Source organism: Kitasatospora cystarginea, assembly GCF_039533515.1.
GTDB lineage: Bacteria > Actinomycetota > Actinomycetes > Streptomycetales > Streptomycetaceae > Kitasatospora > Kitasatospora cystarginea.
In genome coordinates, this window is the sequence record NZ_BAAATR010000082.1 from 1 (window position 1) to 12,851 (window position 12,851).

At 70.4% G+C, this 12,851-nt stretch carries 17 protein-coding genes; 4 read left to right on the forward strand and 13 right to left on the reverse strand.

Translation table 11 applies throughout. The features are described from left to right. Window positions 1-244: 244 nt before the first annotated feature. The 3 genes from ABD369_RS38870 to ABD369_RS38880 all read right to left on the reverse strand — a co-directional run bounded on the left by ABD369_RS38870 (window position 245) and on the right by ABD369_RS38880 (window position 1,744). Entirely contained in the window at window positions 245-436 is a 192-nt protein-coding gene (locus ABD369_RS38870; protein ID WP_344641370.1) for a hypothetical protein, read from the reverse strand. A gap of 393 nt (window positions 437-829) precedes the next feature. Continuing rightward, a complete protein-coding gene (locus tag ABD369_RS38875) occupies window positions 830-1,039 on the reverse strand; it encodes a hypothetical protein (protein WP_344641371.1) in 210 nt (69 codons plus the stop codon). Window positions 1,040-1,129: 90 nt separating this feature from the next. Further along, complete coding sequence (locus tag ABD369_RS38880; protein WP_344641372.1) at window positions 1,130-1,744, reverse strand: hypothetical protein; 615 nt, start codon at window positions 1,742-1,744, stop codon at window positions 1,130-1,132. A gap of 425 nt (window positions 1,745-2,169) precedes the next feature. Here ABD369_RS38880 and ABD369_RS38885 point away from each other — a divergent pair, with 425 nt between their 5' ends. Then, the gene (locus ABD369_RS38885) at window positions 2,170-3,072 is read left to right on the forward strand and encodes a hypothetical protein (protein ID WP_344641373.1); all 903 of its coding nucleotides are present in this window, start codon (window positions 2,170-2,172) and stop codon (window positions 3,070-3,072) included. Window positions 3,073-3,142: 70 nt separating this feature from the next. Here the strand turns inward: ABD369_RS38885 and ABD369_RS41460 are convergent, their stop codons facing one another. Continuing rightward, window positions 3,143-3,556, reverse strand: coding sequence for a MarR family transcriptional regulator (locus tag ABD369_RS41460; protein WP_425557880.1), 414 nt, complete (start codon window positions 3,554-3,556; stop codon window positions 3,143-3,145). 205 nt (window positions 3,557-3,761) lie between these two features. Between ABD369_RS41460 and ABD369_RS38890 the strand changes: the two genes are divergently transcribed. Further along, the gene (locus tag ABD369_RS38890; protein ID WP_344641374.1) at window positions 3,762-4,148 is read left to right on the forward strand and encodes a hypothetical protein; all 387 of its coding nucleotides are present in this window, start codon (window positions 3,762-3,764) and stop codon (window positions 4,146-4,148) included. 50 nt (window positions 4,149-4,198) lie between these two features. On the opposite strand, the gene ABD369_RS38895 is transcribed toward ABD369_RS38890, so the two are convergent. Next, on the reverse strand, window positions 4,199-4,321 hold the full coding sequence (locus ABD369_RS38895; protein ID WP_344641375.1) for a hypothetical protein: 123 nt from the start codon (window positions 4,319-4,321) through the stop codon (window positions 4,199-4,201). 256 nt (window positions 4,322-4,577) lie between these two features. Here ABD369_RS38895 and ABD369_RS38900 point away from each other — a divergent pair, with 256 nt between their 5' ends. Next, window positions 4,578-4,907 (forward strand): hypothetical protein, encoded by a 330-nt coding sequence (locus ABD369_RS38900; RefSeq protein ID WP_344641376.1) that lies wholly within the window; start codon window positions 4,578-4,580, stop codon window positions 4,905-4,907. A gap of 419 nt (window positions 4,908-5,326) precedes the next feature. Here the strand turns inward: ABD369_RS38900 and ABD369_RS38905 are convergent, their stop codons facing one another. After that, complete coding sequence (locus ABD369_RS38905) at window positions 5,327-6,028, reverse strand: hypothetical protein (protein ID WP_344641377.1); 702 nt, start codon at window positions 6,026-6,028, stop codon at window positions 5,327-5,329. Further along, entirely contained in the window at window positions 6,028-6,645 is a 618-nt protein-coding gene (locus ABD369_RS38910) for a SigE family RNA polymerase sigma factor (RefSeq protein ID WP_344641378.1), read from the reverse strand. The genes ABD369_RS38905 and ABD369_RS38910 overlap by 1 nt, the downstream gene beginning before the upstream one ends. A 586-nt stretch (window positions 6,646-7,231) precedes the next feature. On the opposite strand from ABD369_RS38910, the gene ABD369_RS38915 reads away from it, so the two are divergent. Beyond that, window positions 7,232-7,462 (forward strand): hypothetical protein, encoded by a 231-nt coding sequence (locus ABD369_RS38915; protein WP_344641379.1) that lies wholly within the window; start codon window positions 7,232-7,234, stop codon window positions 7,460-7,462. A 135-nt stretch (window positions 7,463-7,597) separates the two neighbouring features. Here ABD369_RS38915 and ABD369_RS38920 read toward each other — a convergent pair whose 3' ends face one another. From ABD369_RS38920 to ABD369_RS38945, 6 genes are all read right to left on the reverse strand, one after another. Continuing rightward, window positions 7,598-8,803: an NAD(P)/FAD-dependent oxidoreductase gene (locus ABD369_RS38920; protein WP_344641380.1), complete on the reverse strand. Its 1,206-nt coding sequence runs from the start codon at window positions 8,801-8,803 to the stop codon at window positions 7,598-7,600. Between the two features lie 112 nt (window positions 8,804-8,915). Continuing rightward, a complete protein-coding gene (sigJ, locus tag ABD369_RS38925; protein ID WP_344641381.1) occupies window positions 8,916-9,860 on the reverse strand; it encodes an RNA polymerase sigma factor SigJ in 945 nt (314 codons plus the stop codon). Window positions 9,861-10,229: 369 nt separating this feature from the next. Then, window positions 10,230-10,706, reverse strand: coding sequence for a GNAT family N-acetyltransferase (locus ABD369_RS38930; protein ID WP_344641382.1), 477 nt, complete (start codon window positions 10,704-10,706; stop codon window positions 10,230-10,232). Next, window positions 10,706-11,245 (reverse strand): NUDIX domain-containing protein, encoded by a 540-nt coding sequence (locus ABD369_RS38935; RefSeq protein ID WP_344641383.1) that lies wholly within the window; start codon window positions 11,243-11,245, stop codon window positions 10,706-10,708. The genes ABD369_RS38930 and ABD369_RS38935 overlap by 1 nt, the downstream gene beginning before the upstream one ends. A gap of 9 nt (window positions 11,246-11,254) precedes the next feature. After that, window positions 11,255-11,725 carry a hypothetical protein gene (locus ABD369_RS38940; protein ID WP_344641384.1) on the reverse strand — a complete coding sequence of 157 codons (471 nt, stop codon included), beginning with the start codon at window positions 11,723-11,725 and terminating at the stop codon, window positions 11,255-11,257. A gap of 246 nt (window positions 11,726-11,971) precedes the next feature. Next, window positions 11,972-12,475, reverse strand: a complete 504-nt coding sequence (locus tag ABD369_RS38945) for a hypothetical protein (RefSeq protein WP_344641385.1) — start codon at window positions 12,473-12,475, stop codon at window positions 11,972-11,974. Window positions 12,476-12,851 lie beyond the last annotated feature (376 nt).

A 12,851-nucleotide genomic window follows, 5' to 3' on the forward strand; every position in this document is an offset into this window, starting at 1 on the left:
GCCGGTCCAGTGCCGGCCAGCGCTCGCCTGGCTTGTAGCCGTGGCCGCGCGGGCGCTCGCGCATCTTCCCGATGGTGCCCTTGGCGGTCTGCTTGATCGCGGGGCGATCTCCGGGGACGTCCGGGCAAGGGACGGCTGGGAGAACAGCACGCTGCGAACGGGGTCTTCTACTTTCGGGCCCTCATTTGAGGGCCGATCTATGAACTATCCCCAGGTCAGAGCCCTGCGCCGCAGCCAGGCCCAGTCAGATCTGCCGGTCCGGGTCGGAGAAGGTCAGGCCGCCAGGCGCGAGCGGACGCCGGGCCGGAGCGGGTACGGCCACGGTCTCACCGGGCGGCTGGCGGAAGTCGGCACCCTGCTCGACCGGCAGCAGCCGGCGCCCGCCGGACTGAGCGGGCAGGGGAACGTCGGTGGCGGCCGCGGAGAAGGCGGGCATCGCGAGAAGGAGGAGGGTGATGCCGTACTCCCCCGCGATGGCGGGCAGTTGGGCGGCGACAGCGGCCAGTGCGTCGGTGTGGCCGGGGGCCCGCGGCTTGGGGGCGTTGGACGGCAGCGGATCGCACCGGCGCGGGGTGGCGGGGCGTGGGGTGAGATGATCGGTCCGGCTCCCGGGCCTTTACTCATTGCCTGTCCGGGGGTCACTCGCATCTCTCCGATGTCCCGTCAGTGCCGGGTGTGGGTGTGGGGCGCAGCGTGGCGGCCGGGTGTGCGGGGGCTGGCTGCGCAGGTGAGAGCGGAGAGCGCTTGTCGGTCAGAGCAGCCGTCGACCTGTGAGACGCAGAATATCGACGAGAAGTAGAAGCACCGGGAGAGTCGCGTCCCGACGTGTTCAAGATCGAGAACTGAGGTTGGGAAGGGTCGCCGGGACCTCTGGGGTGCCCTGGACGATGTTGGTGTTGATCTCTTCCAGGGTGATGTCCCAGGTCTCGTTCCAGTCCGAAGGACGAAGGTCCCGCTGAATGACGGGCTGCAGCTCGTTGGGGTACCCGAGTTCGAGGCCTGCTCTCCCGAAGCTGCTGCCACCCGTCGAGGTCCCCACGGATGGCTCCGACCGGTGTCCTACCTGGGCGCCGGCGACATCGAAGTCACCTGCCTGCCACCTGCCGATGACGACATGCCCAGCTGCGGGTTATCCGATGGGTGTTCGCTGTTTCCGCCAGCGGGCCTGGTGAAAGATCGGTTCGATGGCGACGACGCAGAACGCGTGCATGGGCTGGTCGGTGCCCTTGGGGTCGAAGAAGCCCACCATATCGCCGAGGAAGCTCTCGCCGTGCTGATGGACGTGGGGGTCTTGGGCGACGCGGTCGCCGGCGGCGGTGAGCCAGTCGCCGATCCAAAACAGAAGTTCGGCACGGGCGGTGATGACGATCGTCGCGGCGTACTCGGCGAAGCGGGCGGGGTGGCGATCGGCTCGGCGACGGACGTCGTCGGGACGGTCGGGAGATCGTGCCGCTGGGGCGGTCACCCTCAACGGCACCGAGGCGCGGCGCATCCTGTGCCGCAGATCCGGCCAGTCGGAAGGCCGCAGTCCCGTGTCCTCACGGGCCAGGAGCATGGGCATCGGATGGGTGTCGCCGCTGGCGGCCATCGGATGGGCGCCCGGTGGGACCGGGATGTAAATCGCGCTGTGCGAGCTCGTCGCGGCGACGCGGAATAGAGCGCCGAGCCGAAGGAGATCGGCGCGGCTTGCGTTCAGATACCCGACTTGGTAGCTGGGCGGGCGGACGAAAGTGTTGCGGAGCATGGGACCGGCGCTCAGGATCCGGCTGAGCCCGGATCCGGGATCGGCAACAGGGTGGCTCGTCACCCGCAACCGCATCCGACCGTCGCCAACCCCCATGCGCCAAGTACAACACGCGCGCCAGTGGCCTCAAGCTCCTTTTTTTGCGAAGCCCTGGGAGCCCCTCGCGGTGCAGAGCACAACCATGGTCCCGAAGCAAGCACCCGAGCGCTCTCGAAAGTTGGCGACATCACACTTCCGTGGCACGGGGTGCTCTCGCCGCTGAGCAACAGGTGCTCTCACTACTCGCCTACAAAGTCACGGGGGCTGGCCGCCGACCGAGGACACCTCTGCCCACCGGCGGGCCCGCGATCGTCTGTTGGACACCGAAGGTCCCAGAGACGCATGGTGAGGACACCAACCACCTGACTGAGTGTGAGGAGGGCAGGGTGACAAGGCTTTTCGACCGGCAGTTGGCCCAGCCGGATCCGGTGTCGCTCTACGATTTTCTGTCCGCCGCCCGGGACCTGGGTCCCGTGGGGGATCCGAGGGCGCAGCGGGCCCGCACGGTGCTGGCCGACCCGCGGATGGCCGCCGCGGCCCGGGCGGTGCGTCCGGCGGATGAGGGGCTGCTGGACAAGGTCGAGGACATCCCGGTGGTCGCGGCGGAGGCGGTGCACGAGCGGGTCGTGCGCACCGAGGCGCTGGAGCTGTACGGGCGGCTGCGGCAGGCGGTGGTGCGGCCGCGGTGTGAGGCGCTGTATGTGGAGGTGCAGAAGCTGCGCGGCCAGCTGGGGCCGGTGGAGGCGTACGGCTGGCTGGTGATCTGCCGGCCAGCCGGGAAGGGAAAGGGAAGCGAGCTGCGGGCCTTCCTGACCGTGGAGGTGGGCGGCCGCGGCAGGCTGATCTCCCCCATGGCGACGTACCGGATCGACCTGGACGACGAGGGCCGGTACGTGCCGGAGGCGGACTCGGCCGCTCCAGGCCGCGGGCTGTCCGGCGTGCGGGGCGGAGGCCGGACAGCCGTGCCTCGCGCCTCCGCCACGGCGGGAGGTGCTGGCCGAGCATCACCCGCACCGGTCACTGGAAGCCCGCAAGCAGCTCTACGGCACCCGCACCGTGCCCACGACAGCACCGCCCCGGGTCAAAGGCCCCAAGCAGCGCGGCCCGGTCGACGCCAGCGGCGCAGGCAGCTTGGGCACGCGCACAGCTTCGACGGTCCCTGTCAGCACCTACGACACTGCGAGTTCAACCTGGGTGACCGGTGGCGTCGGGAGGGAACGACGCCGGATCTCCGGTTCGCCCCGAGCGCTTCCCTCAGGGTGGCCATGCGCTCGACGGCAACGGCCTGAGGGACGGCATCGTCCCGACCTGGCTCAGCGGCCGCGATCCGATGCAGCGTCTCGCTATCAGACAGGCGGATCAGATGGTGCAGCCCGTGGCCCCGCCCTCTGCTGCGTGCCGGGCCCTGACGGGTCGTCGGGTCGTCAACCTCCGTCGGCGCCCCGGGGCCCTGCCGGTCACGGTCAACCACGCCCCGTGCCGCCAACGCCGCGCCTCCCGGCACCCCTGCCGCGTCAGCACACACAGGACCCGTGCCGGACGGCCCGCGTGCGAGCCCTGCTCCCGGCACAGCGCGACCCACTGCCGCTCAGTGAGCCTGGCCAGGATCTGCGAGACCGTACTCCTGCCCAGAGCTGTCTGCTCGCTGATCCTCGCCGCCCACAGCGGCTCGTGCGGCCGTGTCGCCAGCAACAGGCGCAACACCTCGACGGTCGGGCGGGTCATCCGAACGGTTCCTGTCACGCGGCCCACAGCACCACCTCCCCTGGCCATAGGTCAAGAATGAACTACGGTCGCTCAGCAGCCAGATTCAGTGACAGCGAAATGACGAACGACCAGTGGCACTCTCGTGCGGACCATCAAGGGCCCCCAAGATCAGCTACTTTGAGTCACCGGCAATGTCAGATGTGTGACATGCCAAGGCTGCCGGGCATGCTGGAGCTGAGCCAACTCGCAGGTACACAGCCAGGAGTGAGACATGTTCAGCAAAGTTCGTACCGCTGGGATCACCGCCGCCGTCGCCGCCACCGCCCTCGCGGTGAGCCTGGGTGTCGTGGCTGCGCCGTCGGCCTCGGCGGCCGACAACTGTTGGCCCGGGGAAAGCAACCGGTGGTACTGCTACAACGTGCCCGGTTCCCCGGTCTACGGCACGGTCGGCAACAACCACCTCTACCCGGACCCCTCCACGATCGTCGGCTACATGAACTCCAACCCCAGCTGGTTCTACTGCAAGGAGGACGGCCAGGCGTGGGTCGGCGGGCCGCACCCGAACCGCTGGCTGATGACCGTCGCCGACAACGGTCAACTCGGCTTCATGAAGGACACCGCCATCACCAGCGAAACCGATCCCGTTCGGGACTGCTGACCGCGAGCCGGAGTCGCACCAGCAGCCCGGGCAGGCATGCGACGGGTAGGTCACGCCTTCCGGTCTTTCGCCGGGTAGAGCTTCGCGTGGAGCACCCGGTCCTCCCACCACGGATCGTCCGGAGCGGAGACCAGCGCTGCCACCAGCTCCCGCTTCGTCAGGACCGGCAGCATCAGCGGGCCCAAGTCCTCTACGGCGCGGGCCTACACGCACCCCGGGCACTCCAGCCGGTCCGGGCCAGCCTTCTCCCGCAACTCCAGCTTCGAGCCCGCCTTCCCCCCGATCGGGCCCCGGCACGTCCAGCACGGGCGCAGCGCAGCGTTGGCCGTGCGGGCGGCCTCGAGCTACTCTTCGGCCTCCCGTTCCAGCCGCTCCTTCCGTTCCTGGTGGCAGGTCCAGCAGCGGCCGCCCGGGGCGGCGGATCCACTTGTGGCTACCGTGGAGGCCGTACTCCCAGGTGCTCTCCTCCTCGGGGACGTCGCCGCACTCCACGCAGGCCAGGGAGTCCATCAGCTCCCGGTGGGCTTCCTGCTGCTCGCGCTCGCGGACGGCCTGGCGCTGATCGTAGGCGGCACGGTTGTTCGGGTTCTCCAGCGCCTCGACCAGGCAGTGCCGGCCGGCGCGGCCGAACCGCCACCACACCGGCCCGAGCGGCCCGTGCTCGGCAAGGAGTTCCAGCGTGGTGGTGACGACCGGCACCGAGTCGTCGTAGGCCCGCCAGCCGTCCTCGCCTGGGTGGAAGGGGACGGTCCGCCATGAGCCCCGCCAGCAGTCGACGGACAGGTCCGCCACAGCCTGCTACCGGTTGGCCAAGCCGGTGAATCCGGCGTCGGTGACCACCAGGGCAACCGGCGGGTACCCGGCGCGGGTATGGCTCGGCGCCACCGGTCGAGCCGCCCGGGTTGTCGGCGCCGCGGCGGTACGCGGTGCGGCCCGGCCGGGGCAGCTGCCCGTCGTGCTGGTCGTCGTCGGGCCGGGCGGGGCTTGGACGGGTGCTCACAGGCGTCTCCCGGTGATCATGACCGCTGCTGCCTCTCCGGGATATCCGGCGCTCCTGACAGCGGCCAAGCCCGCTCCAAGCCCGTGCGCCGCACCCTCTCCCACCACCCCGATCCGGCCCACGACGCCACCCCCAGCAGCCAGCGGCCGGCACCAGCCGGACGCGATGCCGGTCTGATTCAGGACGACAGCGTTTTGCTCGCCAGTATCCGCCCCTGGGCGTCGTACGCGGCGAGCTTGATGCCCTCGAGCGGGTATGCCTTCGGATCATCGGGGGTCTTACGGCTGGGCCCCCAGACATAACCGGTGGCGTAGCCCGGGTTGCCGGGAAGCGAGGCGACGGTGGCCCAGTATGCCTGGCCGTCTACCTCGATGGTCATCCGGGCCACCTGCCCGGGCCCGTGGTAGACGAGGTTGTACAGGCCCTCGTGGTACTGCGGCGGGTTCCCGTAGTACTGCATGGTGATCTCGGTCGTGTCCGCCGCCCAGGAGTACCCGCCGCAGCCCGGACCGCTGCCGTAGGCAGGAGCGTCGTGGATGCAGATCTCCCGGTCCTTCAGCTGCATCCACCAGTCCTGACGGCCCAACGGCAGCTGCTGGCCGGGCTCCACCGCCACGGCCTCGGGAGCCGGCCCCACCGGTACCCGCGGAGCCTGCGAGGCCGGCCCGACGGCCTGGGGCCCGTGCTGCGCGGACAGTACCGCCCCCGTACCCGCCACCACCGCGAGCGCGGCCACCACAGCCGACGCACCCATCGCCACCCGGCGCCCCCGCCGCTGCCGGCGCACCTGAACCCGCACGGGTCCGGCAGACCAGTCCGCCACCGCGACCCGGGCCGCCTCATCCCGCAGAGCGCCGCGCACCATGTCCTCGGTGTCCATCACCTGTTGCCTCCGTTCGTGCCGTCGATCGTTGAACCGGTGTCCGCCGCGTACGAGGCCAGCGCCGGGTGGCCGCGCAGTTTCGCCAGGCCTCGGCTGGCCTGACTCTTCACATTGCCCGGCGAGCAGCCGAGCACTTCGGCGACCTGGCACTCGCTCATGTCCTCCCAGTAGCGCAGGACGACCACGGCCCGCTGGCGCGGCGGCAGCTCCGCCAGCGCCTGGATCAGCACCGAGCGCTCCTCGACGTCGCGGTGGCCACCGCCCGCGGTGTACGCCCGATCGGGAAGGACGGGCATGAGCAGCTGCCTGACCCGGCGCCGCCGGTGACGGCTCAGGTTGTTGTTCACCAGGGCCCGGTGGATATAGGCGTCCGGCTCCTCCAGACGGCTGATCCGGGACCAGTTCCTGAAGACCTTCGCGAAAGTCGCCTGCACCACATCCTCGGCCTCGTGGTAGTCGCCTGTGAGCAGGTAGGCAGTGCGCACCAGCCGCCGCCAGCGCGTGGCGGCGAACCCCTCGAAGTCAAGCTCACGCGGGCCGGGGCCGCCCGCAGCCGGTGCCGTGACGGGCCGCGGCCGGTCCTCCACCGGGATGTGCAATACGCTCGCGGTCATCCAATTCCTCTTCGCGTCCGCGCGACGACCCGATCGGGCCCTCGCTCTGCCCTACTCACCGCCGCGCCGCCGCAAGGGTTGCATGGCTCTGTCCGCGAGAACGGGCGCCGGCTCAACTTCCCGGCCCTGTCGCTGATTGAGGGGTCCTCTGCTGTTTGATCACGGTGACAGGAGGATGGCGCGCCTTCCACACAACGGCCGGCTCCGCCGTGACGGCCACCTCCCCGAGGCCCTGCGCCCGGGCGTCCCGGTGCCGGGCTCGGAGAAGCCGGCGGTGAGGCACGGGCGCGAGCACCTGCTCGACGTCGGCCGGATCCACGCGGCCCCCGTCACCGACGCCCGCACCCGCGGTGAGGCCTGCGGCCCGCTCGACCTCGTCCCCGCCCCGAGCTGCCCGCCGGCAGCGGGGTGTACCGGCCCACCGCCCCACCTCCCCCTGCACCGCCGGCACCGGCGACGACCGGCACCGCCTGCGCGCGTTCATCGAGCGCCACCGCCCCCACGCCGGCGACGAGCAGACCGCGGCGCAGCTGGCGGCCTGCGCCGGGCTGTGGAAGCAGGCGGGCGAGGACGGGTCGGGTCGGGCGTGGGAGCGGCACTGGCGCTCCTTCCGCGGCTGCTGGTGGTCCTAGCCGGCACGGCGGTGGCGGATCTGCGGCTGACCGCCGAGGAGAACCCGGCCGTCGCCGAGATGCTCGCCGCCGTCCCGGCCGGGGCCGCCCGCATCCAGGGCCTGGTCCAGCGCGGGCCGTCCGCGCCGATCTGGCACCCGCTCGGCGCCCGAGGCGGGCGGCCCTGCGGGTGGGGAGAGCTGTAGACCAACCGGGAGCGACGGTGGGGTGAACGGCTCGGCGCCGTCGGGGCGGCCGGACCCGGTGCGACAGGTGGCGGGTCGGCGTCGGCCGACGCGCTCACCGCGTCAGCCGACGCTGGCAGTTCGGGCGGGGCGGGGTCAGGCCGCTGCCTTGACTGGGGTGCGGTGGACGTGGGTCTGTTGCCCGGCGACGCGCCGGCGGCGGGAGGGCAGGCCCGCGGTCGGGTTGGCGACGCCCCAGGCCGCGCCCTTGCAGATCAGTTCCTTGTAGAGGGCGGCCGGACGGCCAGTCAGGGAGCTGTCCTTCGCTCGGTCATCGGCGGTGACGAACTGGATCAGGCCCTCCTTGCGGCCGAGGGAGACGCACTGTTGGAAGTAGCGGATCGAGACGTGGGGGACCTTGGCGCCGGTGAGGCGGGCGGCGATGGCGTCGGCGGCCTGCCAGGCCATGGGGATGCCCGAGGCGCAGGACATGCGCAGCGGCTTGTCGTTCGGTCCCATCGCCATCGCCGCGTCGCCCACGGCGTACACGTCCGGGTGGGAGACCGAGCGCATCGTGGTGTCGACGACGATCTGGCCGCGGTCGGTGAGCTCCAGGGTGGTGGCCTGGGCGATGGGGTGGACGGCGAAGCCGGTGGTCCAGACGGTGACCTCGGCGGGGATGGCCCGGCCGTCGGCGATCGTCACGGCGTCTGCCGCCACGGCGGTGACGGCGGCATGTTCGTGGACCGTGATGCCGAGCCGGTCCGCCACTTTCCGCAGGTGGGTGCGGCCCTTGTCCGAGAGCCAGTCGCCAAGGGCGCCGCGGACCGCGAGTTCGATGCGGAGGTCCGGGCGGGCCTCGGCGATCTCGGTCGCGGTCTCCAGGCCGGTCAGGCCGCCGCCGACCACGACCACGGGCCGGCCGGCGTCCAGGGCGGCCAGGCGGTCGCGGAGACGGAGGGCGCCGGGGCGGCTGGAGACCTCGTGGGCGTGTTCGGCGGTGCCGGGGACGCCCCCGTCGTTCCATCCGCTGCCCAGGGCGTATACCAGAGTGTCGTACTCCAGTTCCTCCTGCTCGGGGCCGTTCGCGGCGGTGACCGTCACCGTCTTGCGGTCTACGTCCACGGCAGTGACCCTCGCGAGCTTCAGTGCCACGCCCGTGCGCGCGAACATCTCGCCGAACGGCCGGGGCCTGAGGCCCTGGCCGGCCGCCACCTGGTGCAGGCGGACGCGCTCGACGAAGTCGGGCTCGGGGTTGACCAGGGTGATAGCGACGTCCTGACGGTGCAGCCGCTTGGCGAGGCGGCCGGCGGCGACGCCTCCGGTGTAGCCGGCTCCGAGGACGACGATGCGGTGCTGCATGTGCCTGCTCCTGTCTGCGAGGTTCCGCCGCTGTCTTGCGCGGTTTCGCCCCTTGAACCGGGCAGCCCGGCGTTTCCTGACAGGATCAGGATGTGAAGCACGTCACATTGGGTCAGAGGACGTGGAGCGGGGTACCCCTGTGGTCAGCGGCGGCCCACAGCTCGGTCGCGCGGACGAGCTTGTCGGGGTTGACCTGGCTGCGGACAGCGGCGATGCCCTCCGCGGTGACCTCCAGGCACGTGATCCCGACGACCCGGCCGTCCACGACCGCCACGATGGCGGGCCCGCCATTGGCGGTCGTGGCGTAGATCTCGGGCGCGCCGCCGACATACGCCCGCTTGGCCTCGCTGGGCTTGAACAGGCCGCGCAGGAACGTGGCGACCGCGAGAGCGCCCTCGAACGCCTTCGCGCGTGCCGGGACCTTCCCGCCGCCGTCGCCGACCGAGACGGCGTCCTGGGTGAGCAGGCGTACGAGGGGTTCGATGCGGCCGCTGGTCGCCGCGGCCAGGAACTCCTCGACGATCCTACGGGCGGCGGCCTCGTCGGTCTCGGTGCGCCCCTTGCCGTCCGCGACGTGCTTCTTGGCGCGGTGGTAGATCTGCTGGCTGGCGGCCTCGGTGACGTCCAGGATCGCGGCGATCTCCCGGTGCGGGTAGTCGAAGGCTTCACGCAGCACGTACACCGCCCGTTCGCTCGGCGACAGGCGCTCCAGCAGGACGAGGACGGCGTACGACACCGACTCGCGCTGCTCGGCGGTGTCGGCCGGGCCGAGCATCGGGTCCCCGGTGAGTAGCGGCTCGGGAAGCCACCTTCCCACGTACGTCTCGCGCCGGGCGCGGGCCGAAGTGAGCTGGTTGAGGCAGTAGTTGGTGAGAACCTTGGTCAGCCAGGCCCCGGGCAGCTCGATCCGGGCGACGTCGGTCGCCTGCCACCGCAGGAACGTCTCCTGCACGGCGTCCTCCGCCTCGCTCGCCGAACCGAGTAGCCGGTAGGCGATGGCCTCCAGCCGGGGCCTGGCCGCCTCGAACCGGGCCACGTCACTCATGATCAGCGCCATACCCGTGATCCTAGCCGTCTGGAGCGTGGGGGAGTTGGCCGAAACCGCGCCGTGCTGCCCACCAGGTCCGAGCCGTGCGAGAACCTGGCGGGCAGACCTCGGATGTCAGGTGAGCGCGGTTCCGCGTCCTCCGTCAGGGCTTCCAGAACTGCCGGCCTCGGCTGACGTGGTGAGCACGTCGGCCGTACGCCAACGCGACAACAGCCACCGCCCCCCACCACCGATCAAGATCAAGTGGCAGAAGCCTACTGTGCGTCAAGATCATTTGTCAGGGGTCACCGACTGTCCTGTCTCACCGGACTTTGACCGATCCTGTCTCACCGGACTTTGACCGATCTCAGTGAAGTCTGAGCGGACCTCTCGCAGGTCTTAATCGGACAAGGTGAGAACCACCTCGTCGATCTCCTCGCCGCGTGCGTTCGCGAAGCCACGCTCGTTGCGGGTCACCACGAATCCGCACTTCTCCAGGACGCGAATGGAGCCGTCGTTGTCCGCAGCCGCACGGGCATGCAGCGGGCGATCCGGAACGACGCCGAGCAACTCTCGCAACGCGGCGGTCGCAGTTCCACAGCCCCAGTACTCACGCCCGATCCAATACGTGACCTCGCGCTCCTCGGGCGGGCCGAACACCGCGACGTGGCCGACGACCTTCCCGTTCCTGCCAACGACAGTGCGCACGACGACCCCGGGATCGTGGCGGATCCGCGCCCAGTGTGTATCGAACCAGGCACGGTCCGATGGGTCCTTGGCAGTGAACGCTGCCATCCGCATTCCCTCGGGATCGTTCATCTGAGCGTAGAAAACCGCCAGGTCGTTGTCCCGCACTTCTCGCAGCGTGACGTCCATCAGGACCTCCAGGTCCGGCCGCTGGTGCCTCGGCGCCGGAGGGCCTCAACATACTGCCGAATTCGGGACGCGTCGCCGGGAAAGAAGCTCTGCCAGTCCTGCTGCAGGGGCGTCCAGGCGACCGGTTGTCCGTCTTCGGCGACCAGCGGCTGCGCCGGGTCAGCGATCGCGGCATATGACAGCGACAGGGTGGCCGGCCATTTCGGATGGAACGAGCGGACCGCCACGGCCGCGGGCTGTTCCAGCAGTTGTAGGCGCAGCCCGGTTTCCTCGGCCAGCTCCCGGGCAGCGCCCTCGCGCGGAGTCTCGCCGGGTTCCACTTTGCCGCCCGGCGGAACCCAGGCCCGCCATCGATGTTTGATCAGAACGATCCGCTCCAAGGCGGGGTCGAGGACCCACACCTCGGCGGCCAGCGGTTCCATCGGGCCGGCAAGCGCGGCCCGCAGCCAGGCTTGGGCCCCGTCGAACGTCAGCGTCGCGGTCTCGGTGTCATGGACGGCAGCGTCCAACGGCCGCTGCTCGAAGGGGCTACGGATCACCGCGACAGGCTACGCCCCCGCCCCGACAACGACGGATGAGCAGTCAGCCCTGGCGAACCGGGGCACCTGCCTGTCGATATCTACCGGGACCCCGCGGATTTGCGGCCAAGTCTTCAAGAGCTCCATCTCCGACAGCGTGCCCACCACACCGTCGCTGCTCAGCTCCTCGACGAGCGCTCGGGCCTGCGGCAACGACACGCCCGAGACCTCACGGAAGACCTTCAACGCCGGGACAAGACTGGACACAGGCCCGGCCAGCCGCAGCCTGACGGGTCCATGCGCCACCAGCAGGGCCCGCCGCCATTCATCGTCAGGCGCTGACCCCGGCCCGGCGTGCTCGCACCGATACGCGCCGCAGCTGTCGCAGGAGAACTCCGCATCCCACCAGACCTCGCCGCGGTTGATGAACTGGTTCACCTGCCGCACCGCCATACCGCCGCACTCGCAGAGCGACGCGATCTTCACTGTCTGGCCGGTCACCCGGAACCCCTCCGTCCTACTTGTGCCGTCGGATCTCCTCGCGGCTGGAGACCCCTGTACGGCGCGTTCGAGCACATGCGGCGCCGGTCAGCGGAACCCGGCAGGCGGTCAAACTTCGCTGAGACCAACCGCCGCCGGTCAAACTCCAATGAGACTGGCCAAACATCGCTACGACAGGACATGTCCTGCGACAGGTGATCTTGACCTCCCGACACCGGGGCGGAGCGCTCCGTCGGAACCCGGCCGTCAGGACAGCGGACCGGCCAGCAGTTGGGCGGCCAGGTCGTGCAGTTCGGCCACCAGTTCCTTCGTCAGCCCGTCGCAGTGCTCCTGTTGGTCCTCCGCGCGGTACAGCCATCGACGGACCGGCCGCAGCGGCGAGCCGGGGTCGTCGGCGGGGCACAGCCCGAAGCCGATCCGCTCGGCCGCCACCAACGGATCGAGGCGGCCATCCAGCAGGTCTTGCAGGCAGTACCGGGCCAGCGCCCGGTCGCGGCCCTCAACGGTGGTGGGCAGCCGCAGCGCCGGCCAGAGTTCCTGCTCCACCTCGGCCAGCAGCCGACGCGCCTCCAGAGCCTCCCCGTCGGACAGCACACCGAGCTCCCACAGGCTCGGGGTGTCCGCCCCGCCAGCCAGTGCCGCCCAGGCAGCCTCCACCGCCGCAACAACCGACTCCGGATAACCGACGGTGCGTCGCTCCAGCAGCACCCGGCGCAGCGGTTCCAGTGCCTGGTCCAGTTCCAGCTTCATCGCGCGAGCGTAGCCGCCCACTCCGGTACAGAGCGACGCGATTTGATCCGACGGCAGCCGGCACACTCCGCCAGCGCGGCATCGCCGTACACCCGTGAAGCAACCTCCACCGCTTCCCCGGCCACCGGTCAAGATCGGGTGGCAGAAACAGCGGCGGTCAAGATCAGGTGGCAAACGGTCAAGGTCGCGTATCAGAGGTCAGCGCCGACCGGGGCCGGATGTCCCAGCACTGTCCCAACCCACGCGCAGAACACCGTCACCAGGGAAAAGGCCTGGGATCGTCCTAGCCCCGTACTTCGCAGGTCACCGTTTCAGGTCTGTGGCCAGCGGGTTCGGGTGACTTCGATGCCGAGGAGTTCGAGGAGGTGGAGTTGGA

Excerpts from the sequence above, each read along its gene's own strand:
- ABD369_RS38920 (WP_344641380.1), bottom strand. The coding sequence starts at position 8,803 with ATGCAGCACCGCATCGTCGTCCTCGGAGCCGGCTACACCGGAGGCGTC.
- sigJ (WP_344641381.1), bottom strand. The coding sequence starts at position 9,860 with ATGGCGCTGATCATGAGTGACGTGGCCCGGTTCGAGGCGGCCAGGCCC.
- ABD369_RS38905 (WP_344641377.1), bottom strand. The coding sequence starts at position 6,028 with ATGGACACCGAGGACATGGTGCGCGGCGCTCTGCGGGATGAGGCGGCC.
- ABD369_RS38910 (WP_344641378.1), bottom strand. The coding sequence starts at position 6,645 with ATGACCGCGAGCGTATTGCACATCCCGGTGGAGGACCGGCCGCGGCCC.
- ABD369_RS38930 (WP_344641382.1), bottom strand. The coding sequence starts at position 10,706 with ATGGACGTCACGCTGCGAGAAGTGCGGGACAACGACCTGGCGGTTTTC.
- ABD369_RS38890 (WP_344641374.1), top strand. The coding sequence starts at position 3,762 with ATGTTCAGCAAAGTTCGTACCGCTGGGATCACCGCCGCCGTCGCCGCC.
- ABD369_RS38870 (WP_344641370.1), bottom strand. The coding sequence starts at position 436 with ATGCCCGCCTTCTCCGCGGCCGCCACCGACGTTCCCCTGCCCGCTCAG.
- ABD369_RS41460 (WP_425557880.1), bottom strand. The coding sequence starts at position 3,556 with ATGGCCAGGGGAGGTGGTGCTGTGGGCCGCGTGACAGGAACCGTTCGG.
- ABD369_RS38945 (WP_344641385.1), bottom strand. The coding sequence starts at position 12,475 with ATGAAGCTGGAACTGGACCAGGCACTGGAACCGCTGCGCCGGGTGCTG.
- ABD369_RS38895 (WP_344641375.1), bottom strand. The coding sequence starts at position 4,321 with ATGCTGCCGGTCCTGACGAAGCGGGAGCTGGTGGCAGCGCTGGTCTCC.
- ABD369_RS38880 (WP_344641372.1), bottom strand. The coding sequence starts at position 1,744 with ATGCTCCGCAACACTTTCGTCCGCCCGCCCAGCTACCAAGTCGGGTAT.